This window comes from Robertmurraya phoenicis (assembly GCF_047302285.1).
Taxonomy (GTDB): domain Bacteria; phylum Bacillota; class Bacilli; order Bacillales; family Cytobacillaceae; genus Robertmurraya.
Window position 1 is genome coordinate 929,918 of sequence record NZ_CP154845.1, and the last position, 22,520, is coordinate 952,437.

Below are 22,520 nucleotides of genomic sequence, written 5' to 3' on the forward strand. Positions count from 1 at the left end.
AGATGGCACAGAAAGCATTAGTAATAGATTTAGATCGCTGTACAGGTTGTAAGACCTGTGAGGTAGCGTGTAAGCAAGAAAATAATGTGGTACTCGGCAGTGTGTGGAATAAGGTTGTACCTGTCGGACCGTACGGTGATTACCCGAATATCGAAATGTACTTCTTACCAGCAGTGTGTCAACAGTGTGAGGATCCGGAATGTGTGCATGTTTGTCCTACAGGAGCCTCCTATAGCACAGAAGATGGAATGGTTTTGATCGATAGGGAAAAATGTATCGGATGTCAGTATTGTATGATGGCATGTCCGTATGGTGTCCGCACTTTTAACGAAGAAACGAAGGTTGTTGAGAAATGTACTCTCTGTGATCATTTACAGGCTATTGGAGAACTACCTGCATGTGTTAAGAACTGTCCAACTAGTGCACGTATATTTGGTGACTTAGATGATCCTAACAGTGACGTATCAAAAGCCATTAAGGAAGCAGGAAGCGAAAACGTACATGCTCTTGTAGATATAGGAAATAAACCTAAAACTCGCTACATCATGCACAGTACAACCGCCAAATGGAGGGAGAGTTAAAATGGATATTCAATGGGCATTAGTTTTCTTTTTGTTGCTGGTTGGCATGGGATGTGGAACTTTTGTGGCTTCAATTATTACAACAGAATGGCTAGGCAAAGTAAAACAAATTCGCTCAATTAGTATGATTATATCTCTTGTGATCTTGGCTATAGGTGGACTCACAAGTGTACTTCACTTGACTCACCCAGAACGAATTTTTGGTGCTTTAAGTCATCCAACCTCTGGTATTTTTGTGGAATCAACCATGCTAGGGTTGCTGGGATTAGTCATTATTATATATTTAGTAGCTTTGAAGAGAAAGGCAACTGAGGGTTCGTTAAAAATAATCGGAACTATCGGCATCATTCCCGCAGTCCTCCTTGCTTTTGCAATCGGTAATACTTATGTAATGGCTTCGAGGCCTGCATGGGATACTTTATTATTGCCATTATACTATTTGGCATCAGCAAGTGTTATGGGCTGTGTAATAGTTAGTATTTTGGCCGCTCGAAGTAAAGGAACTGATGCTAAAGCTGTTATTGGTTTGAATCGAGCAACCTTGATTTCTTTAGCGGTTCAAACTGTGTTAATCATTGCATATGTCATTTATTTATCGCTGGCACCTTTTCCAGATGCTTCTCGTTCTGCATCGCGACTATTAACTGGTGATTTAACACTATACTTCTGGGGTGGTATTGTGCTACTGGGTATATTAGTTCCTTCAATACTTGTGATTCAAATTATCAAAAAGAAGGATGAGTTAAAAATATATTTTACTAGATTTGGAGTCAGTCTTTTCAGTATCTTAGTTGGTGGCGTTGCCTTTAGGATGATTATGTTCACACTTGGAACAGGGATAAAGCAGTATTTTTAATACACAAAGTTCTAACGGGATATATGGGGAAAAGGAGTACGCTATCTCTTTTTCCCACTAAACTGGAGGAGAAATCATGGAAATTTACTTATCAGAATATAATGAACTCATGATTAACCGTAAGAATTTTTATCGCTTTCTTGGACGCCTTTATGAAACGGAAGTGGATTATAACCTGTTGAATCAATTAAAAATTATGCGTTTTCCCGCCCAAAGTGGTGATAAGGAACTGGACAAAGGCTATAAGTTACTTGGTGAATATGTGAGCCATCCAAGGTTTGATCCTATAACAGATTTGGCCGTGGACTTTGCAAGAGTGTTTCTTGGAGCGGGAATCTACGAGGGGACAGTTGCTAGTCCATATGAATCGGTGTATACCAGTCCAGAACGACTAATTATGCAGGATGCTCGAGATGAAGTTTTAGCATCCTATTATGCAAAAGGTCTGGACAAATTAGATACTTTAAATGTTCCAGAGGATCATATTTCCCTTGAATTTGAATTTATGGCCTATTTATGCCAAGAAACCCAAAATTATGTGCAAACAAGAGACAGAGAAGGGGTTTCGAGGAGCCTAATAGAACAAATGGAATTTCTAAGAAAACATTTGGAGAACTGGATTCCAGCCTTCTGTGAAGATATTGAAAAATGTGCCTCAACCAATTTTTATATAGCTGTTGCAAAGATTACTGAAGGATTCTTACGTTTGGAGCGAGGAATCCTCGAACAATTGATTTTCGAAACTGTAAGTGAGTTTTCGAACAAAGATCATAGCTGATCGGAAAGAATGAAGAATGTAACAAGAAGGAAGGCGGGGAGTGTGAGTTTAGATAAATCACAGGACTTATTACAGGGAGAAGGAGAAAAAAGTAGCATTCCTACAACTACAACTATTTCAAGGCGTACTTTTCTAAAAGGTACAGGAGCGGTCTGTATGTTTCTTGGTCTGGGAGGAGTTGGCAAGCTTGTTAAAGGTGAAGTTCTCCTTCGTCCTCCTGGAGGTCAGGACGAGGTCTCCTTTATCTCTCGTTGTCTTAAATGTGATCGCTGTAGAAGCATCTGTCCTACCTCTGTCATTGGTCTGGGGAATTTGTCCAATGGTATTTTAGAAGCTCGAACACCAGTGATGAACTTTCATCTAGGATATTGTGATTTTTGTAATAAATGTGTGGAGGTATGTCCTACTCATGCCATAAAACCCTTTGATTTAAGTTCGGTGAAAATAGGACAAGCTATCGTTCAAGAAGACATCTGTATAGCTTGGGCAAGAGGTGGCTGTACGGTGTGTGTAGATGAATGCCCTTATCAAGCAATAACATTGGATGAGCAAAATCGCCCTGTGGTGGATAGTGAAAAATGCAACGGATGTGGAAAATGCGTCTATGTCTGCCCAGCTTTAAAGCTAAGGTCCTATATTGGGGGGAAGACCCGAGGAATTGTCGTAACCCCGTATTCTGAACGTATCAATGTAGAAAAACTACTTCAGCCATTGACTGGTTTAGGTGGTGATTTTGTATGAACAAGAAAAAGATACGGAATTTAAGGTTAGCTTCCATGGGGGGGATAACCTTGTTGGTCGTCATTGGAGGGGTCGCAGGATGGGGAACAGGATCGTTTTCATCCTTTGGGTTGAAGACAATTTATGCCATCTGTCCGTTGGGGTACTTAGAAGCGGCTCTAGCCAGCAGAACTATTATGCCAAAATTACTTCTTTGCTTCCTTATCATCGCTGGGCTGACGATTTTACTTGGACGTATTTTCTGTGGCTGGATTTGCCCCGTCCCATTAACGAGAAAATTATTTAGAAATAAGATAGATGATCCCAATGATGTATATATAGGGAAAAAGCATAAAGACAATCTAAGCGAACGAGATCATACTGGCACAGATTATGATATGTTGAAACAGTTGTCAGCAAATGAAAAGACCGTAAATATAGCCACTTTAAAAGACAACATAGTTCCTAAAAAACATAGATCGTTTGGAATACCGATACTAGGAGCGACCTTGGCTTCTTCTGCTATTTTTGGCTTTCCTGTATTCTGTCTCATCTGTCCTATTGGGTTAATATTCGCATCGTTGTTTGCGTTAACACGACTATTTAATTTTAACGAACCAACTCTTGATCTTATTATTTTTCCCATCATACTCGTAATAGAATTGGTTCTTTTGAGAAAATGGTGCAGCAAAATCTGTCCATTAGGAGCTCTGTTAAGTCTCTTTAGCCGATTAAACCGTAGATTGGTGCCTACTGTGGATCGTTCCCGATGCATAGAGGAAGTACATGGAATTGAATGTCAGCGATGTCGTAAAGCTTGTAGCCTTGATATCGAATTAAAGAACGATATAGGAACAGGACAAATCAGTAGCTGTATGAAATGCAAAGAATGTTCGACCAGTTGTCCAGTCCATGCGATTAGTTTTCCATGGAAAAAAACACAAAAAAATAGTTAAAAGTTATTTATAGTGGAAAGATTAGATTTTCATAATAGCCGAAAATATTGTTTTCTTGCAGGCTATTTAGATATGCTCATTTGTTTATATAATTATAAAGTCAAAGGAACCAGTCCTAATTTCATTTAATTCGGAGTGATTGCGATGAGTGTTTGGAGCAAATGGCTAGAAAGTTTAGACTATGAATATATCATTTTACCCACATGTACTCGTCATTTAAGCATTCGTTCCACTTGTGAAAAATGTGTTAACGTTTGTATTGAAAAGGCCATATCAATTATAAATAATAAACCTATGATAGAAAGGGACAAATGCATTGAGTGTGGCAAGTGCATTGCAGCTTGTCCAGTTCAGGCTGTTGCTGGTATTTATCCAAAGAGAAAGATTATTCATAATCAGCTTGTAGCAAAAGGGGAACATAGCCCAACACAGAAAGAACTATTAATTTTATATAAAAAAGGAATTAATACCATTATCGCTGAAACCGAAAGTATACTGGAGAGTTGGCAGAATCAAATTGATGAAGTAAATCAAATTTTGATTAAAATAGGTGAAGAACCATTTTCCATAATCATGGAATCTGTCAATGAAATAACATATGCATCAAGAAGGGAACTGTTCTTTCTTTGGAAAGCTCAAGGGAAATCTGCCATAAATGAAATTGTACCTGCCACGTGGCGCTTTAATTATCAGGATATGGATTTATCAAAGTACTACAAGAACATTCAGTTTACCAAGATTACTATTGACCAAGATAAGTGTACTTTATGCCATGTTTGTGAAGAACTTTGTAGAAAAAACTGTTTCAATAATCGTAAGGAATTTTTTGTATTGAATTCACAAGGTTGTGAGAACTGTCAGCTTTGTCAGGATGCTTGTCCGGAGAGTGCAATCACAATAGAGGCTGTTATTTCGAAGGCTGAAGAGACAATTCTTCCAATTTATGAAAAAACGTGTACTAGTTGCCAAAAAACTTACTACACATTAAGTGAAGAAGATGAAAAATGTGTTGTTTGCACGAAAAAAGAGAAAATTTTAAGAAGAAAAGAGAGAGCAAGAACCCATCTATCCTTTGGAAATTAAGCGTGCAATAAGTTCATACAGAAAGAAGTGTTAATAGAAAAATTATGTCAAAAGTCTATCCTTTAACTACACCCCGAAGTGGTTACTAAAAAAGTACCCATCTCCGGGGGAGTAGGGAATGCAATGGATAGCCAGTTGAATTACAACAAAGCAGATAAAATACATTCTCACTCCTTCACTCCAACAACTCGAATCCTCTTGTAATCGGCGATCCAGTGATCATCTTTGAAAAGGAGCTCCTTCAATTGCATTTCAACTTTTGTGATCATCTCTGCCTTTTTATCCACAGGAATCCCCTCGAATAGCTGGTTCGCAAACATATGAATCCAATTCTTAAGTCCGTTTTCACCCTCGAGCTTAGTTGGTCGATCGAAGTGTTGGGCGTAGGTTACTCGAAATCCGACTGTTTCCATGAGGGTGGAATACTCGCTGATACTCGGGAAAAACCAAGGATTATGTTCAGCTTGAAATTCAAACCCTGCTTCTTCGATTTGTTGAATAATTGCGTTTGTGATTGTCTGGACATTTCCTTTTCCACCAAATTCAGCAACAAATCTACCACCTTTTTTAAGGCTATTATAAAGGCATTGTAATGCTTGGCTAGGTGGCTTAATCCAATGAAGAGTTGCGTTGGAGAATATGGCATCAAATTCTTGCTGAAATTCCAAGGATCGTGCATCTTGAACCGAAAACTCGATCGAAGGATACTTCGTTTTTGCTTGATCAATCATCTTTTCCGAGCGATCCACACCAATAACATCGACCCTGAGCTCATCTAATTGCTGTGCAAGGTCTCCCGTACCACAGCCAAGGTCAAGGATCTTTTCACCCGCAGTCGGTTCTAATAATTCAATCAAATTTTTTCCATATTTTGAAACAAATGAATGTTGTTGATCGTACAAATTAGTATTCCAATCCAAATGAAGCACTCCTTTTATTTTAATAAGGCAAATCATCGAGTTTACTGGGTGTTACCTGTTTGTTTTCCCAATCTTTTCGAATTAGGGCATAACAAATAGAGTCTGCAACACTTCCATCATCGTTTCCCCAAGCATCCCGTAAATAACCTTCTTTTACAAACCCACACTTATTTAGAGTTTTCCGCATCGCTAAGTTATCGCTACGGGTGTAGGCTTACAGCCGGATCTTTTTATCTTGTAAATTAAAAACATAGTTAATCAACCAATGCATCGCTATTGTTGCATATCCATTTCCTCGAGCCTTAGCATCAATACGAATATCAAAAGAAGGAATCGTATCATCCATATCGTGAACGATCAGAAGGCCAATTTTCTTGCTATCTTTTTCAATCCAGAAAGTTTCTTTATTGGTGGAGTACCAGCCTTTATGGAATCTGCTTTCAATTTCATCAATGGAAGGGTGCGGATTTGAGTGGTATATCCAATGATTGCTCGTCATAAAGGACACCAAATCGTCAAGTTCGAAATTCAAGTTTTTAAAGGTAAGCTCACTCATCATAACACTCCCATTAATCTCACAAACTATATTCAAAATTTTTTGTTTTTTGGTGAAGTATACCATATATAATCTACTAAATACGTAAAAGAGGAAGATAAATGAAAAAACTTACTATTATCATGGATACAATGAACCAGCCATTTTGTTCAGGAGTGATTATTACGAAGGGAGATAAGGTCCTTGTCACATTAAATATTGATGGATTGCCAGAACGCTGGAGAAATTTAGCGTGGAGAGTTGGTGGGATTGGTGGAGGGCAGGAACCAAACGAGAATATTTTAGAATGTGCGATGCGGGAAGCAAAGGAAGAGGTTAGTGTGGAAGTAAAATTAGATTCCTCACGACGAACTTTTTTTCATGATCTTGATCGAAATATTTTAGAAAAAATAAATGTTGCAGATGAAATTGCTCCGTTTTTAATTCAACGAATAAGTAATTCAAATCCACTTAAGCCTTATAAACCGGGGTTGCCGGTAGGTCCTTATACGTATTTCGTATTATATATGGCTAGTATAGAAAATTGGGATTGGATAAGAGCTGGGGACGATGTTCAAGGATTATTGTTAGTTCCAATGGCAGAATGGGATTGCTTGGGAAAGGGAGCGACGATATCTGAGTTGAAAAATAAAGGTATCGAAATTGTCCATCTTAGAAATAAAGAAGAGGGTAAAAAACTCTGGGTCCCTACTGATGAGTCATTATCAATGGTTTGTAAACTATTATTAGAGTACGGATATAATTAATGAAGAGGTGATCTATTTGGAATATCAAAATCATGAGTCAAGGCATGTATTTCTGGCAATCAGTGTCGTGCTCCTGCTAACTTGTCCACTTTTTCTTCCTGTCGTTCCCCAAACGGTAACAAACATTATGCATCATAAGTCCGAAATATGGCATGTCTTCACACCAAATGAAAGCTATATGGCATTTGCAATCGGATTCTTCTTGCTCTTCTTATCATCTTTGACTCTCTTCTTTCTAGACATTAAAAAAATGTCGATTTTCATAAGTGTTCTTCCTGTGTTGATTAGTATAGGTTGTTTTATCATGGCGGCATTACCGTATAAAACGCTAGGAGATGAGGGGATTTCATTCAAAGAATTCAGGTCAACGGATGAATATACCTACTCTTGGGAGGAAGTTAAAAAATAAATAGAATTGATATGGAGAACAAAGGATTTTATGATTATGAATTCGTGTTTACTGACGGTAACAAAATATTATTAAGTTATAATGGTTATTTTCGAGAGATACTAGGTAAATTAGGTAACAAAATTATTGTGATGAAGATAGAGGTTGTGACGGTTAACGAATAGAATCTTTCACTGATGAAATTTGAACAGAAAAGTTGAATAACTCAGGTAAAACAAGAGGGTAACTAAATTTGGAGTTACCCCACTTAAAATGGTTGGATTAGGGGTGAGAGTGTTAATGGAAACTTATTTAGATAAAATCACTAACCATTTATATGCCTTTTTGCTTTGGGATGATTCTTGGAATGCGTTTAATAATAGTTATTTATTAGTAGAAGGAAATGAGATTATCCTCATAGATTCTGGGAAAGCAGAGCATTTTCATTTTCTTGAACAAGCTTTGAAAAGTATTGGAATAAATAAGGGTGAGATATCCAAGTTTTTATTAACTCATGGACATAAAGACCATATTGGTGGAATTTCGTTTCTTAAGCATTTAAAAGGGTATATCCATCAGAATGACATCGAACTGCTCCCTGAAGAAATGAGCGAGCGATTTAATTCAGATTTATCTGGAGGAAATATGGAGTATCTCCTTCTAAGACATCATACAAAGGGCTCTGTTGCATATTATGATAAGCAACATAAGGCATTATTCTGTGGAGATCATATTTCCTTTTTTGGAGAGAAACTAGATGAGAATAAGGTTGTAGACGAAGGAAATAAAGTACGGGAAAAATTCAAGCAATTTGTATATGATTGGTCGCAAAATGAAGAAATGAGAAAACAATATGATTTTGAGTCCTTCATCATAGGGTTAAAAGAAATGCAGCAATTTGATATTGAATACTTATGTACAGGACATGGAGTAGTTCTGAAAGGAAATATTAATTCATATTTAGATGAACTAATAACAATAGAATCATAGTAAAAGGAGAAGGAAATGACAGTAACTAATGCAGAAGAATATCATGACCCCATTTTGTATGATAAGGAAAATGAATCATATGCACCGGAGCTCCCATTTTTATTAAAATGGGCCTCGAAATCAAACGGTCCAATTATTGATTTAGCTTGTGGTACCGGGAGGATCACAATCCCTCTAGCGAAAAATGGCTATGAGCTAGTAGGTGTTGACATTCATACAGGAATGTTAGATGAAGCTTTAAAGAAAGCGGAGAACCTCAAGGTACCCATAAAATGGGTAGAGCAGGATTGCGCAAAATTAGAGCTTGATTTAAAAAGTTCCTTACTGTATTCAGTTGGAAACTCATTTCAACATTTTCTAACAAACGAAGCTCAAGATGGCTTTCTTTCATCAGTAAATAAGCATTTGGAAATGAATGGAATTTTCATTTTTGGGACAAGGTTTCCAAGTGTCGAAGAATTATTGCAACCAAATACAGAAGAATATTGGCGAACCTATATCGATAGTGATTCACTCCAAAAAGTTGATATGTACACCATTAGTCAATATGACTCGCTAAATCAAATTCAACATTATACAACCATTCGCAAATATCGCAATAGAGACGGAAAAATAGTGGATGAAAAAAGAACAAATATTAGCTTGAGAGATGTTTTTCCTAAGGAAATGGAGAGACTGTTAATCGCCCATGGCTTTGAAATTGTACACGTGTTTTCGGATTGGAAAGAAACTCCCATCAGTCAAGATAGTTATGAAATGATTTATGTTTGCCGCAAAGTGAAATAGATTTTGGTGTTACTAGCACACCAATGTGTCAACTCCACTGGTGGTTAATCGTATTTTTTTAGTCGATACCCCAGAAACCTCCACTTTAAATTTTGAAGAAATGAAGTGGTGAGAGTATTCATATTGTCGTTGGGATTGTAGCTAAGTCTCGAGGACAAGGAGTTGGAAGAAGACTCTTTGAACGATTAGAAAGCTGGGCAACAGAACAAAAAATTCGACGGTTAGAATTAACAGTGATTGCCCATAATGAAGTCGCGCTAAGCTTATATAAGAAAATGGGTTTTGAAATTGAAGGGGTAAAAAGAGACTCCTTGTATGTAGATGGAGAATTTGTTGATGAATACTATATGTCCAAGCTTTTATGATAGTGAACTACAGTTCGCCAATCAGCTCATTTAAAGGAGTATAGTATGGAATGGTAAGGGGGAAGATATCTAACTGACATAGGAGGGGGAAATGATGGAAAATATCTCAAACATTGTGCATATCGGAGAATTAATTGCTGTTTCTAAGGTTTTTCAACTGAACCCTTACCAAATGATAACATCTATAGAGAATGGTTTAGTTGAAGTTTTCGAAACGAAGGACGCCTTTATAACAAAATATGGGGACAAAGAAACGTATGATGAACTAGAAGACTGGTGTGAGTTAAACAACGGGAAGATTTTTACTAAACCCAAGTTGAAAGCAGCCGATGATAAATTTTGATAATTGCCTTTCAAGAAGATTTTATTTGTTCGTTCGTCGTCTTTCCCAATCTTCTTATAAAATACATAAGCAAAAATCACACTACCAATCTAGAAATAGAACTGTACACGAAATTACTTCAGGAGAATAGTAATGGAAAACATTATTGAGAGAATCATTCAGGACTTAGAACAAGCTGAGTTGCAAAAGTATTGGCCTGGTTTTGAAAAGGTTGCTTATGCTGTATACGATGAAACAGAAGTAACTATTTTTAACCATCCTAAATTTAAACATCAACAAAAGCTGAAAAGGGATGCGCATTTTAATGCTTGTACCCTGATCATGTATGAGGACTATCCAACGGCGATAGTTGATCTACAATTTTTCGAGAAGTTTGAAGACTTGTATTCAATCCTTGTTCATGAATTATTTCATGGCTATCAATATTTAAAAGAGGAGAAACGATTTCCAGATGAAATGAAAGGATTCTCATATCCTGTATTAGAGGTAAATGTGGAGTTGCGGAATCAAGAGAGATTGAATCTCTTTCATGCTTTAGTAGAAAAAGATCCCGTTAAGAGGAAAGAATATCTCCAAGCATTCGTCTCTCTTAGGGAACAAAGAGCGATAGCTATCGATGAACACTTAACCTATGAGAATTTAATAGAAACAGTTGAAGGACCAGCTTGGTATGTGGAAATGATGGCATACTATGAAAAGAGTGGACTCGAATTTTTCACGATCTTACGTAAATATGGTGAACCGTTAAAGGATCCTTATCAATCAACGATTAAAGTTCGTATGAGTTGCTACAGTTCTGGATTGTTTATGTGTGTATTACTTGATGAGCTTTCTCCAAAATGGAAGGAGACGTTTTTCAATACGGAAAAAACAATCTACGATTATATAAAGGAATGCAGCGATATTGACATAAAACAATCATATAGATTGATTGAAATCAGTTCTGAGACGAAGAAGATAGTCGATTCTGTTATAAAAAATAAAGAGGAAAAATTTACGGCATTTAATGAACAAGAAGGAATTCATCTGACTATTGTTGGAAAAATCATCTCTACGGCTTTTGATCCGATGAATATCGTGATGTTAGATCATAAAGTATTACATCAAAACTTCTTGAAAATTAGAATACATGACGAAGAATACCTTTTACAACAACCCGTCGTGACAAAAGGGGAAGGGCTCCGACAGATGAGAGAACTTCATCTCCGATTAAGGAGCGAGCCGGTAATTCGAAAATCCTCCCTCTTTATCGATGGCATTGGTGAAATAAAAGGGAAGGTTGAGAAAAAGGGGGAGCATTTTTACTTAAATATTCGCTGATTTCGCAATGAATGTGGTTATTTTACGTAAATGTCCAAGAGCTGACATTTACACGCTAATAGGGTTCCTATTCACACATTATTTTTGCGCAGCACTTTTCTCTACGATTAAACTTCTATTTGAGTAAAATACTGAATTTTTTTAGGCGATTTATAACTCAAAAACGACAATATTTGCGAAAAGAGCTTAAATATTTGAGGGTTGACTGTCCCCTTAGGGATTAGCTTATGATTCTCATGAGGTGAAGAAAATGCTGATAAATGAAGTATGTAAAAAATGCTCTCTAACGAAAAAAGCGATTGAGTATTATGAAAAGCAGGGGCTTGTACATCCAAAAATAGAAGAGAATGGCTATCGGAATTATAGTATTGAAGATGTCACGATTTTACAAGAAATCGCAGTGCTCCGAAGTCTAGGGCTCGGTATTCCCGAAATTAAAGACATATTATCAAGTAACAACAAGTCGTTCACATTATCTAAATATCAATATGTAATGGAATTAAAGAAACAAAGAATAATGGAACAGCAGAAAGCACTTGAGATGTTAAGGGAAGATGCTCAAATCGATCATGTCAGCGATTATATTAAGGATCATGTTCTCCCTTCTTTAACGATCAAGGAAAAACTTGTCCAATCCTTTCCTGGGGGATATGGAGTTTATTTGTCCATTCACTTTGGAACCTTTTTAAATGAAAAAATAAATAGTGATGAGAAGAAGAACGCCTATTGTAAAATTGTTGGGTACCTAGACAAATTAGAAATGAATGAGGAAGTTGAGAAATATTTGGAAGGTTCCCTCGCTTTATTCAAACACGAGGATTTAGAAGGGATGGCTAAGACTGCATTAGATGCAGTTGAACATATTGACGAATATATGGAAGCAAATAAACAAAGTATTGAGGAATATGTTCAATTTCGCCATTCTGAAGATTATAAGAAAACAGATGCTTACAAATGGCAGCAACTACTTTTAGAATTCCAGAAGCAAAGTGGTTACGCAGATATATTTATCGCCAATTTGAAAATCTTGAGCGACTCTTATCGCCAGTATTTTAATAAATTGGAAAAAGCTAATGAGAAATTCAAGGAAATGTTCCGTGAAAGAGGAGTTGAATCGTAATAAATATTCGATTTGCAGTTTCTGATGATATCAAGCAATTAGTCAAGATGAGATGGGACTTCACTGTTGAGTTCGATGAAAGCAAGAAAAACGAGTCTTTCTCTGACTTTGAAAAAGAATGTCGTTTATTTTTAGAAAAGGCGCTACAGAGTGAACGTTGGATCATTTGGGTGGCGGAGGAAAATGGCGCAATCGTATCCCATATTTACATAGAGTTAATCGAAAAAGTACCGCGTCCTGGGAAAACTACCTATCCCTTTGCTTATATGACGAACGTTTACACGATTCCAGCTCATCGAGGAACAGGAATTGGAAGCAGGATGCTAAATAAAATTAACAAGTGGATCGAAGACAATCATTATGAATTTGTGATCGTGTGGCCAAGTGAGGAGGCCATTTCCTTTTATAAGAAAAATGGCTATGTTCATAGCACGGAGCCGATGGAATATGTTCCATCTTGAAAAGGATGTGTTGATAATGAAAGTTTCTTTAATCGCAGCATTCGATCAAAATAGAGTACGATTACGATTTTCATGTATATGAAAAGAAAGCTGATTTTTTCTCATTATGGACTTGACTTCAAAACTGTATTAACCATATAATACATACATCGGGTGTATTACGTGGTTAATACAAGAGGGGAAATGTTTTTTTGTACGTTGTGTATTAACCGAATAATACGGATATTTTTTTACACACTATGTATTATTCGCTTAATACAAGTTCATTTTTGCTCACACTGTATGAACCAATTGATACACGGATTTTTTTGCTCATCCTGTATTAAGGTGTTAATACAATGATTTATCGAAATATACTAAGTTCTTTTAGGAGTTGGATCTATGAATATTAAGTTTAACAACCGGGATCCTGTTTATGTGCAAGTCATTCGGCATTTTAAAGAGCAAATGGCTACAGGGTTATTTGAACCAGGTCAAGAGATTCCTTCAAGGAGGGAATTGGCCAATCAATTGAAAATTAATCCAAATACGGCGCAAAGGGCGTATAAAGAAATGGAGGAGCAGGGCTTGATTTTTACTGAAGGAAACTTACCTAGTCGGATGACGACGGACGAGAAAATGTTCCAAATGGTACGGAACGAATTGATTTTAGAAGCGGTTGATGCTTTTGTGGGTGCAGTTCGCACGATTAATGTTCCGTTGGATGAAGTTATGCCTATAGTAGAGCAAAAATATAAAAATGAGAGCAATGAATAGGGGGGAATGACTGTGATTGAATTAAAAAATGTAACAAAAAAATTTGGGAAGAAAAAAGTCCTAAAAGGGGTTTCCTTTACAGCTGAAAAAGGAAAGATTACTTGTTTAATTGGAATCAACGGTGTTGGTAAAACAACGATAATGAAGGCGATTATGGCTCTAACTCCGATTGATGATGGCGAAATCCTCATAAATGGAGAAAAAATTCATAGGGGTAGTTATGAAAAAGTAACGTTTATCCCGGATGCGATTACCATGTTACCAAGTATGAAAATCGGAGAGGCTTTCACCTTCATGGCTGATTTCTACGAAAGTTGGAATCAAGAACGGGCAAGTGAGCTTCTTACATTCTTTAAATTAAATGAAGAGGAGCGAATTTCTGAATTATCGAAGGGAAACACAGCGAAAGTGAATTTAATTCTTGGACTAGCTTTAGATGTGGATTACGTTCTCATGGATGAACCTTTTTCAGGAATTGATATCTTCAGCCGTGAGCAGATTGCTGATGTGTTTACAAGTCATTTAATTGAAGATCGTGGCGTTATCATTACCACGCACGAAATTAATGATATTGAACATTTAATTGATAAAGCCGTTTTACTAGATAATGGTGTCATTTTAAGAGAATTCGATACAGAAGAAGTTAGAGAGAATGAAGGAAAATCTGTAGTCGATGTGATGAGAGAGGTGTATAAAGCATGAATCGTTACTTAAAACTAGTGAACTTTGAGTTTGAGCGTTTTGTTAAATTTTATCTTGTCTTAATAGGGGTTACGATTCTTTCTCAAATCGTGGGACTCATCATTACATCGAAAAGTTATATGAGTCAGGCAAATGAAGAAATCTACGTAAATTTAATGCCACAAAGCGATTTTCTTGATCAATATGGAATGATGTCTTTTTATAATTTTTCGCAAACGGGATGGTTTATGGGACCGATTGCCCTTTGTATTGTGGCATTACTCATTTATGTATTCTTTATTTGGTATCGTGATTGGTTTGGCAAAAACACATTTAGCTATCGTTTATTCATGTTACCGACAGAGCGAATCAATATTTACTTTGCAAAAGCAACGACAATTTTACTGTTTGTGTTAGGTCTTGTTGCCTTACAAATTTTATTATTTCCTATTGAAAGCCAAGTGTTAAAATGGATGGTTCCACCTGAATTTCGCATGGATATGTCTGTACTAGAAATTACCGAAAATCTTTATTTCTTATACTTATTGTTCCCGAAAACATTGATTGAATTTGTACTTTTCTATGGGACTGGAATGATCGCCGTATTCGTTATTTTTACAGCGATTCTATTTGAACGCTCTTATCGTCTAAAAGGGATTTTATACGCCATTATTTATGTTGGTGTTTCCTTTTTAGTTACGATTGGGCCGTTATTAATTGATTCTTTTATTCTTGAGAATTACTTCTATCCAATGGAGTTATTCTTACTGGAGATTGGAGCAGTATTAATTGTTCTAGTTGGAGCGTTATGGATAGGAAATAAGCTTATTAAGCATAAAATTAGGGTTTAAGGGAGTGAGATAAATGAAACGATATTGGAAAATCAGCCTGCTTTCCATCGCAATGGTAATGGTACTTGGAACTTTTTATCTGCAATCTGGGTTAGCAGCAAAAGACAATGTGAAAATAGAGTTTGAAAAAATCAGTGGTGATGAAGCTGAATTGAATGACTTAGTTCTATATGGTGATTATCGAATTGGGGATATGACTCAATCTTTTAGACAAGTTTCAACAAAAGAAACGCTTATTTTAAATAATCGCTCTTTTCTTGAAGAAGTGATCAACAATAACTACCAGCCTGTTTTCGAGAAATTGATTGATGAGCACCGAAGTTTTATGCGTGGGAAGGCTTTTTATGGAAATTCCTTTTTTGAAAATGAAAATCTCTTAGCTTATGCCGGGATGAAAAGGGATTTTAACTATAGCTCCATTGATTATACGTTAGATATTGACGTATTAGATAAGAAAACAAATGATACGACTTCGTTTCAATATAAAGTACCAAACTCTAGTGATTATGGTTGGTACGATGTTGTGGATGTTCAAGTTTTTGATGGGATTTTATCGGTCATAGTGCGCTCAAGTCTTACAACCGGAGGAGAAGAAGCGTCTCTATACACTTTTGATATGGAAACGCAAAAGTTAGTCAAGAATGAAACGATTGTTACGACTTCTACCGTTGAAAACGGTTGGTCCGGTTTGATTTTTAATGATAATCAATCTTCCATTCAACCAGAAAAATATGCGTTCATAAAAAGAGAGTCAGAATCCTATGAAAATGAACAGAATTTTGATACATCTCCTTCAGTAGTAAAAGAAGTCTTCGTCTATAACAAGGAAACGAATGTATTGAAGGAAGTGGAGATGCTTGAAGAATTAGCTAATGAGATATATTCCACATCGATAAAAGATGGAATATTATATCTCTCCATTGTGATGGAGAAAGGGTTTGAAGTACATCAATATGATATTGAAAAGGAACAATGGGGAGTTGTAGAAAAATTTGATAAAGCAGATATGAAAAATGGTTATGAAACGACTTATATGACGTTAATGAATGGAAAACTCTATTCAAGCTATTTAACGGATAGTGGACATATCTTTTTTATCGGAGATATCACAACAGGTGAAACCTTATATGAAGGTAAAATTAAAGTAGATAGTGCTGATTATACAAAGGATAGCCTCTATATTCATTATATTGAGTAGGTGCTGTTATTAAAATGAGCGAGAAAAAGTTTGCTGTAGGACTCTTTTTCTCGCCCAATAATAAGATAGGTTTTGGTGATGAAGATGAGAGAGAATCTTAATGAACTTCAATTTGAAGAAATTGTGAATACGTATAGTCCTGAGCTGAAAAAATTGGCGTGGAGATATGTGATGGATCCGTATCTTGTGGAAGATATTGTGCAAGAGGTATTCATAAAATGTTATATCCATCAAGGGCAATTAGAAGATATTTGTTCGATCAAAGGGTGGTTATATACGATCACGAAAAATCAGTGCATGGATCATTTAAGAACGAGTTATCACCAACGAGTGATACCGACCTCCGAATTCTTTATTGCCAACGACCAGACACCAGAATCTGAAGTGATGAACCAACAAACGGGAGAGGAAGTTCAACAGCAAATGAATGGTCTCCCCGACAAATACCAAGAAATCTTATATTTGGCCTATATCAAGGATTTGAAAATGAAAGAGATTCAACAATATTTGGATATCAATATTTCTACCGTAAAAACAAGACTCTTTCGGGCAAAACGTTTGCTAAAAGCAACGATGAACTAGATTCCCATGGCGAATGCTGTGGGGATTTTTATTTGATGAATTATTGTTGAAATTGAGAAATATTGAACTGAAGGATTAAAAATCCTCATTAAGATAAGTCGCTTTTTTATGTTTTTTATAAGCTAGCAGTGTCATGTTCATCGACTTTCGGAATTTATCAATGAAATTGTTTGTACTATTAAACCCTACTGAAAGGCAACATCAGTGACATTTGATTCTGATTGTTGCAGTAAAAGTAGGCTTTTTTGAATTCGATATTTATTCCATTTTAGTATAATTTAATGCATTATTCATTTATCATATGAGATATTGTAATACTATTTTTATACTTAAGGCGGAGAATTCATGATGAGTAGATACAAGGGAATCATTCTTGTGATAACGGGAGCATTATTTTGGGGGATTGGTGGGACAGTTTCCAAAAAATTATTTCAAGAGTTTGCAATAGATGTCAATTGGCTAGTGACTACTAGGTTGCTTATTGCTGGTGTTTTACTCTTAACAGTCCAATTTTTTCGAAAAGATCGTGCTCAAATAATAGGAGTTTGGAGAACTAGAAGGGTAGCTATTCAATTAATGATTTTTGGGTTACTCGGAATGCTTGCGGTACAATACACCTATATGGCCTCTATTAAACATGGAAATGCAGCAGTAGCGACATTGCTTCAATATTTGGCACCTGTCATGATCATCGTTTATTTGCTTTTTCGGAGGCAAGCTATCCTTACAAGAAAAGATCTGCTGACAGTTTCACTTGCATTAATTGGCTGCTTTTTCTTATTAACCAATGGGTCAATTACTCAATTATCGTTACCAGCACCAGCGATCATTTGGGGTGTTTTATCTGGAGTTGCGTTAGCATTTTATACTTTATATGCCGTGCCTTTATTAAAACAATACGATTCCCTTGTCATTGTTGGTTGGGCGATGATCATCGGTAGTCTAGCACTAAGTTTTGTTCATCCACCTTGGCAAATGAACTTTCAATCCTTAACAGTGGAAGCGTATTTCTACTTACTATTCGTCATTATCTTTGGTACGATGCTTGCTTTTTGGTTTTATATAGAAAGCTTACAAAGTCTCGCAGCTAAAGAATCGAGCCTTTTGGGAAGTACAGAGCCAATAGCCGCTGTTCTCTCATCCGTTTTTTGGCTAAAAGAACCCTTTGGAGCGTTTCAATGGCTCGGCACCATATGTATTATGATCATGATTGTTGTGCTGGCTTTGAGTAAAAATAGCTCAAATGAAACAGAACTTTCACAGAGTGAAGAGCCCCTTAAAATTAGCTAGTTTTAAGGGGGATTAGCCGCACTTTTCGCCTGAAAAATGATTATCTCATTTGCTATTAGTTAGTTATGCTAACAAATTCATTCAGTTAGAGTCCGATGAGATTCAATTCATTCATGAATCAACAGAAAAGATTATCGCATGAATGATTGATGAACTGAAAACTTTCTTTAGCAATATATGAACTTGTTATGCTATTCTATTTTTGTTTAAGGTTTCGAAGCTTGCCAAAAGGAGGAATGGATGAAATGGATTACATAAGGATTACAAGCATAGATGATCCACTGTTTACACAAATGCATCAATTGATGCAAGATATTTTTCCACCAGAAGAGGTATTGGAGTTTGACCTCTGGAAGGAGCCTTTAGAGGATCCAGGGATTAGAGTATTTGTGGCGGTTCATGAAGGACAAGTGGTTGGAGCAACGGAATATCGTTATTATGAAGATTTCAATGTAGCGATGACTGACTTTACCATTATCGGCCAAGCTGGACTTGGAATCGGACCATTTTTAGCGAATAAAAGAGCAGCCGATTTAAAGGCGTTAGCAGAAGCAAATGGAAAAGAGCTTTTTGGCATGTTTGCGGAAATTTATGATCCATATCGAGTGGACCACTATGAATTTGGTGGCGTTAAGCCGATGGATCCGTATGTTCGCCGTGAAGTATTGTCTCATTTAGGCTATCGTCGCTTAGACTTTCCATATGTTCATCCATCATGGAATAATGATGGTGAGGCAGTAGAAGGGTTAGATCTCTCCTTTTTAACGATGGACCCTGAAGTACAGGCGATCGATGCTGAACTAGTGGTGAAATTCTTGAAAAGATATTATACCGTTCTACCAAACAAGCCAAAGAAATGGTTAGATATGATTGCAAGTCTAGAATCGAAAGAAACAGTTGCATTAAAACCATTTTAAAAGGGAAATGGCTTTCCGAAAAGTCAGCCCTTAATAGCGGGTGAAGAAACGCAAAGAGCTATAGACGGAAGATTTCCGCTTAATTAGCAAATATCATGAAAAATAGTTTATATAGCCGGAGAAATTCCGCTTATGAGCTCGAAAATCATGAAAATAAGTGATTTTGTACTCGATAAGCGGAAATTTTCCCCTTATATTCCTCAAAGTAAGCTTCATCCTGCATGTAACAGGAAATTCTCCGCTTATCACAAAGTCACATTAATCTATGAAATAACATAACCGTTATTGTTATTTAACGTCAATTTCCTTAATGATTTTTGCTGGATTTCCCCCTACAACAACGTTATTGGGTATATCTTTCGTGACAACGGCACCTGAGGCAATGACGACATTATCTCCGATCGTGACGCCTGGATTAATAACGGCACTCCCACCAATCCACACATTATCCCCAATTGTAATCGGCTTTGCGTACTCTTTCCCTGAATTACGTTCAGCAGGGTGTAGGGGATGAGTGGCCGTGTAGATATGCACACCTGGGGCCATCATGCAATTATCTCCGATGCGCACTTCACATACGTCCAAAATCGTACAGTCGAAATTGGCAAAAAAGTTTTCTCCTACATGGGTGTTGTAGCCATAATCAAAGCGGATATTTGGTTCCATATAGACGTTTTGACCTGTAGAACCAAGTAATTCTTTTAATAAAGATGTTCGTTTTTCACCTTCTGACTCTAGCGTTTGATTATAAATTCTAAACTTACGTCTTGCTTCTTCACGGTCTTTCAGTAAAACTGGGTCTGCAGGGTTGTACATTTCACCTGCTACCATTCTTTCTTTTTCTGATTGCATGGTAATTACTCCTCTGTCTTTTTCATATGAAAAATAATTCTTGCAGAATATTGAAAAATATTATACTCTGTTGTTAATTTTAAACAGGGGTGGTTTCCAATGAATGATTTCTTCACCTTTCTATTATTATCATTATTTGTAGTCATGAGTCCAGGTATAGATACGGCTCTTATTACAAAAAGAACGATTTCAGATGGACGAAAAGATGGTTACCGAATCGCACTTGGAATTACAACGGGTTCTTTGGTACATACTTTAGCAGCTGCTTTCGGATTATCGGCAATTCTTATGCAGTCGGCTATTGCTTTCGAAATTGTGAAGTATGTAGGAGCCATTTATCTTATTTATCTTGGAGCTACTTCCTTTATTAAAAAGGATAAAGAAACGAAGTCTGGTTTAGAGAAGAATACGAAGAAATCACCTTTTACGCAAGGGCTATTATCGAATGTTCTTAATCCAAAGGTGGCGATGTTTTTTATCACGTTTCTTCCCCAATTTGTAAATGGGTCAAATAATGTGACAACTCAGCTTATCATGATGGGTGTGATATACACGGTATTATCGATCACTTGGTTTTTTGTTTATGTATTTTTCATCAACTATTTGCGTGAGTGGTTAATGTCTGCGAAAGTTCAACGAATGATGGATAAAACAACAGGAATTATCCTCATTGGCTTTGGATTGAAATTAGCGTTGGAGAAGAAATAATCATATTTTACTGCCATCTTTTGCCCCATCATATCCACTACCACCCTTTCATAGTATGAAATAGGAAGGAGTGGGGTGGATGAGTAGAGTAGCGACCGAATATTCTTATTTGAATTATCCAGATGATATGCTTTATTTAATTAGAAATGGGTTAAACAAGGGAACAACTCCGAAAAGAATTTTGATTGCAGGTGCTGGGATGGCAGGGCTTGTTGCAGCTTCTCTGTTAAAACAAGCTGGCCATCGTGTAACGGTGGTTGAGGGGAATTCCCGAATTGGTGGTCGAATTTATACCGTTCGCAAGCCTTTTAGTGATGGGAACTATTTGGATTTTGGAGCGATGAGAATCCCTGACAACCATCTATTAGTTTTAGAATATATTCGTCGCTTCAAGCTTAAAACCAATAACTTCATAAATGCTACTCCAAATGATTTGATTTACGTGAATAATGTGCTAACGACAAGTTCCTATTATGAACAAAATCCTGATGTGTTACGTTTTCCTCTCAGCGGTTGGGAAAAAGGGAAGACGGCAACCGAACTATTTTTAGCAGCCGTACAGCCCTTTTTAGATCGCTATCAACATAGCACGACAGAGGAACAGGAAGAATTAATGAAACAATTTGATGATTATTCGATGGAAGCTTTTTTGAGAGATAATCCTTATGGCCCTTCTTTGTCATTGAATGCGATTCGGTTAATTAGCATTATGCTTGGAATGGAAGGTTTTCGTGAACTCTCATTTGTTGGGATTGTGACGGATATTATATATCCGATTTTTAACGAGGATGCCCAATTTTTTGAGATAGTTGGTGGGAATGACCGTTTACCTTATTCATTTCTAACCGAATTAAGGAATGAAATTTATTTGAATGAGAAAATTACAAAAATCATTCAAGATGAGCAGGGTGTGTTTTTTCAGACAACCAATCAAGTAACAGGGCAGGTACATACTTTTACAGGAGATTATGCGATTATTACGATTCCTTTTTCAGCTCTGCAATTGATTGATATTGAACCGTACGAGTCGATCACCTTCAATAAGCGGCAAGCGATTCGGGAGATACTAAGTATATCTTCGGTGAAAGTTGGGATTGAATTTAGGTATCCTTTTTGGGAGAGTTACCAAGTAGGCAACGCGATTTCTGATTTGCCGACACGATTCAGTTATATCCCTAGTCATAATATCGGCCGAACGGGACCAGCAGTCATGCTGGCAAGTTATAGTTGGGGACATGATGCTGCATTGTGGAATAGTCTTTCCAACCAGGAAGTCATTCAATATGTCTTAAAGGACTTAGCAAAAATATATGGATCCATCGTGTACCAGGAGTTTTTAAAAGGGGTCACTTTTAATTGGGGTAGAAACCCTTTTTCTGCAGGCTGTTTTACACTTTATGCACCAGGGCAAAAAATAGATTTAGGTGATGTTATTTATCAACCAGAGGGAAGAATGCACTTTGCTGGTGAGCATACTTCTACTTTCCATGGATGGGTAGAAGGAGCGGTGGAATCAGGTATTCGAGTTGCGTATGAGGTAAATGGAAGATAGATTGAAAAATGAGGTTGACAATCATAAAAGTATCATTTAAAATTATCTTGAATTAAAGATAAATAGTTTCGAGACAAAAAAGTAAAAATATATTTTTTTGCTTATATATCTCGAATTCGAGATATTATTTCATAAGTAAGATGTTCGAGTACAGATAAAACTAG

General features: G+C 36.6%; 27 protein-coding genes and 1 pseudogene. 24 read left to right on the forward strand and 4 right to left on the reverse strand.

Annotated elements, in window-relative coordinates; all coding sequences use genetic code 11:
• Positions 1 to 2: 2 nt before the first annotated feature.
• The 6 genes from AA0X71_RS04360 to AA0X71_RS04385 all read left to right on the forward strand — a co-directional run bounded on the left by AA0X71_RS04360 (position 3) and on the right by AA0X71_RS04385 (position 4,974).
• Positions 3 to 581 carry a 4Fe-4S dicluster domain-containing protein gene (locus tag AA0X71_RS04360; protein ID WP_413359638.1) on the forward strand — a complete coding sequence of 193 codons (579 nt, stop codon included), beginning with the start codon at positions 3 to 5 and terminating at the stop codon, positions 579 to 581.
• Position 582: 1 nt separating this feature from the next.
• Entirely contained in the window at positions 583 to 1,437 is an 855-nt protein-coding gene (locus tag AA0X71_RS04365; RefSeq protein ID WP_413359641.1) for a DmsC/YnfH family molybdoenzyme membrane anchor subunit, read from the forward strand.
• Positions 1,438 to 1,513: 76 nt separating this feature from the next.
• Positions 1,514 to 2,215 carry a molecular chaperone gene (locus AA0X71_RS04370; protein WP_413359644.1) on the forward strand — a complete coding sequence of 234 codons (702 nt, stop codon included), beginning with the start codon at positions 1,514 to 1,516 and terminating at the stop codon, positions 2,213 to 2,215.
• Positions 2,216 to 2,257: 42 nt separating this feature from the next.
• Positions 2,258 to 2,956, forward strand: a complete 699-nt coding sequence (locus AA0X71_RS04375; protein WP_413359646.1) for a 4Fe-4S dicluster domain-containing protein — start codon at positions 2,258 to 2,260, stop codon at positions 2,954 to 2,956.
• Positions 2,953 to 3,891, forward strand: coding sequence for a 4Fe-4S binding protein (locus AA0X71_RS04380; protein ID WP_413359648.1), 939 nt, complete (start codon positions 2,953 to 2,955; stop codon positions 3,889 to 3,891). The genes AA0X71_RS04375 and AA0X71_RS04380 overlap by 4 nt, the downstream gene beginning before the upstream one ends.
• Before the next feature lie 144 nt (positions 3,892 to 4,035).
• Positions 4,036 to 4,974 (forward strand): 4Fe-4S dicluster domain-containing protein, encoded by a 939-nt coding sequence (locus tag AA0X71_RS04385; protein WP_413359651.1) that lies wholly within the window; start codon positions 4,036 to 4,038, stop codon positions 4,972 to 4,974.
• A gap of 167 nt (positions 4,975 to 5,141) precedes the next feature.
• Here the strand turns inward: AA0X71_RS04385 and AA0X71_RS04390 are convergent, their stop codons facing one another.
• Positions 5,142 to 5,894 carry a class I SAM-dependent methyltransferase gene (locus AA0X71_RS04390; RefSeq protein WP_413359653.1) on the reverse strand — a complete coding sequence of 251 codons (753 nt, stop codon included), beginning with the start codon at positions 5,892 to 5,894 and terminating at the stop codon, positions 5,142 to 5,144.
• 214 nt (positions 5,895 to 6,108) lie between these two features.
• The gene (locus AA0X71_RS04395) at positions 6,109 to 6,450 is read right to left on the reverse strand and encodes a GNAT family N-acetyltransferase (protein WP_413359656.1); all 342 of its coding nucleotides are present in this window, start codon (positions 6,448 to 6,450) and stop codon (positions 6,109 to 6,111) included.
• 101 nt (positions 6,451 to 6,551) lie between these two features.
• On the opposite strand from AA0X71_RS04395, the gene AA0X71_RS04400 reads away from it, so the two are divergent.
• The 14 genes from AA0X71_RS04400 to AA0X71_RS04465 all read left to right on the forward strand — a co-directional run bounded on the left by AA0X71_RS04400 (position 6,552) and on the right by AA0X71_RS04465 (position 17,037).
• Positions 6,552 to 7,196 (forward strand): NUDIX hydrolase, encoded by a 645-nt coding sequence (locus tag AA0X71_RS04400; protein WP_413359659.1) that lies wholly within the window; start codon positions 6,552 to 6,554, stop codon positions 7,194 to 7,196.
• 16 nt (positions 7,197 to 7,212) lie between these two features.
• The gene (locus AA0X71_RS04405; protein WP_413359661.1) at positions 7,213 to 7,605 is read left to right on the forward strand and encodes a hypothetical protein; all 393 of its coding nucleotides are present in this window, start codon (positions 7,213 to 7,215) and stop codon (positions 7,603 to 7,605) included.
• Positions 7,606 to 7,884: 279 nt separating this feature from the next.
• Positions 7,885 to 8,574, forward strand: coding sequence for an MBL fold metallo-hydrolase (locus tag AA0X71_RS04410; RefSeq protein WP_413359663.1), 690 nt, complete (start codon positions 7,885 to 7,887; stop codon positions 8,572 to 8,574).
• Between the two features lie 15 nt (positions 8,575 to 8,589).
• Entirely contained in the window at positions 8,590 to 9,360 is a 771-nt protein-coding gene (locus AA0X71_RS04415; RefSeq protein WP_413359665.1) for a class I SAM-dependent methyltransferase, read from the forward strand.
• A gap of 134 nt (positions 9,361 to 9,494) precedes the next feature.
• Positions 9,495 to 9,725 carry an N-acetyltransferase family protein gene (locus tag AA0X71_RS04420; protein ID WP_413362473.1) on the forward strand — a complete coding sequence of 77 codons (231 nt, stop codon included), beginning with the start codon at positions 9,495 to 9,497 and terminating at the stop codon, positions 9,723 to 9,725.
• Between the two features lie 94 nt (positions 9,726 to 9,819).
• Positions 9,820 to 10,068: a hypothetical protein gene (locus AA0X71_RS04425; RefSeq protein WP_413359667.1), complete on the forward strand. Its 249-nt coding sequence runs from the start codon at positions 9,820 to 9,822 to the stop codon at positions 10,066 to 10,068.
• Between the two features lie 132 nt (positions 10,069 to 10,200).
• On the forward strand, positions 10,201 to 11,388 hold the full coding sequence (locus AA0X71_RS04430; protein ID WP_413359669.1) for a hypothetical protein: 1,188 nt from the start codon (positions 10,201 to 10,203) through the stop codon (positions 11,386 to 11,388).
• Between the two features lie 250 nt (positions 11,389 to 11,638).
• A complete protein-coding gene (locus AA0X71_RS04435; RefSeq protein WP_413359672.1) occupies positions 11,639 to 12,508 on the forward strand; it encodes a MerR family transcriptional regulator in 870 nt (289 codons plus the stop codon).
• Positions 12,509 to 12,555: 47 nt separating this feature from the next.
• Positions 12,556 to 12,969 (forward strand): GNAT family N-acetyltransferase, encoded by a 414-nt coding sequence (locus AA0X71_RS04440; protein ID WP_413359675.1) that lies wholly within the window; start codon positions 12,556 to 12,558, stop codon positions 12,967 to 12,969.
• Between the two features lie 381 nt (positions 12,970 to 13,350).
• Positions 13,351 to 13,725: a GntR family transcriptional regulator gene (locus AA0X71_RS04445; RefSeq protein WP_413359677.1), complete on the forward strand. Its 375-nt coding sequence runs from the start codon at positions 13,351 to 13,353 to the stop codon at positions 13,723 to 13,725.
• Positions 13,726 to 13,737: 12 nt separating this feature from the next.
• Positions 13,738 to 14,427, forward strand: coding sequence for an ATP-binding cassette domain-containing protein (locus AA0X71_RS04450; protein ID WP_413359679.1), 690 nt, complete (start codon positions 13,738 to 13,740; stop codon positions 14,425 to 14,427).
• Positions 14,424 to 15,257, forward strand: coding sequence for a hypothetical protein (locus AA0X71_RS04455; protein ID WP_413359681.1), 834 nt, complete (start codon positions 14,424 to 14,426; stop codon positions 15,255 to 15,257). Before AA0X71_RS04450 ends, AA0X71_RS04455 begins: the two co-directional genes overlap by 4 nt.
• A 13-nt stretch (positions 15,258 to 15,270) precedes the next feature.
• Entirely contained in the window at positions 15,271 to 16,455 is a 1,185-nt protein-coding gene (locus AA0X71_RS04460) for a hypothetical protein (protein WP_413359683.1), read from the forward strand.
• Positions 16,456 to 16,539: 84 nt separating this feature from the next.
• A complete protein-coding gene (locus AA0X71_RS04465; protein ID WP_413359685.1) occupies positions 16,540 to 17,037 on the forward strand; it encodes an RNA polymerase sigma factor in 498 nt (165 codons plus the stop codon).
• 75 nt (positions 17,038 to 17,112) lie between these two features.
• Here AA0X71_RS04465 and AA0X71_RS04470 read toward each other — a convergent pair.
• Positions 17,113 to 17,294 (reverse strand): annotated as a pseudogene (locus AA0X71_RS04470) (helix-turn-helix domain-containing protein); the annotation flags it as partial.
• A 91-nt stretch (positions 17,295 to 17,385) separates the two neighbouring features.
• Here AA0X71_RS04470 and AA0X71_RS04475 point away from each other — a divergent pair.
• Both AA0X71_RS04475 and AA0X71_RS04480 read left to right on the forward strand, forming a co-directional pair.
• Positions 17,386 to 18,327, forward strand: a complete 942-nt coding sequence (locus tag AA0X71_RS04475) for an EamA family transporter (protein WP_413359687.1) — start codon at positions 17,386 to 17,388, stop codon at positions 18,325 to 18,327.
• A 245-nt stretch (positions 18,328 to 18,572) separates the two neighbouring features.
• Positions 18,573 to 19,244: a GNAT family N-acetyltransferase gene (locus tag AA0X71_RS04480; RefSeq protein ID WP_413359690.1), complete on the forward strand. Its 672-nt coding sequence runs from the start codon at positions 18,573 to 18,575 to the stop codon at positions 19,242 to 19,244.
• 288 nt (positions 19,245 to 19,532) lie between these two features.
• On the opposite strand, the gene AA0X71_RS04485 is transcribed toward AA0X71_RS04480, so the two are convergent.
• Positions 19,533 to 20,096 carry a sugar O-acetyltransferase gene (locus AA0X71_RS04485; protein ID WP_413359692.1) on the reverse strand — a complete coding sequence of 188 codons (564 nt, stop codon included), beginning with the start codon at positions 20,094 to 20,096 and terminating at the stop codon, positions 19,533 to 19,535.
• A gap of 99 nt (positions 20,097 to 20,195) precedes the next feature.
• On the opposite strand from AA0X71_RS04485, the gene AA0X71_RS04490 reads away from it, so the two are divergent.
• Positions 20,196 to 20,804 carry a LysE family translocator gene (locus AA0X71_RS04490; protein ID WP_413359694.1) on the forward strand — a complete coding sequence of 203 codons (609 nt, stop codon included), beginning with the start codon at positions 20,196 to 20,198 and terminating at the stop codon, positions 20,802 to 20,804.
• A 79-nt stretch (positions 20,805 to 20,883) separates the two neighbouring features.
• Positions 20,884 to 22,356, forward strand: coding sequence for a flavin monoamine oxidase family protein (locus AA0X71_RS04495; protein ID WP_413359696.1), 1,473 nt, complete (start codon positions 20,884 to 20,886; stop codon positions 22,354 to 22,356).
• Positions 22,357 to 22,520 lie beyond the last annotated feature (164 nt).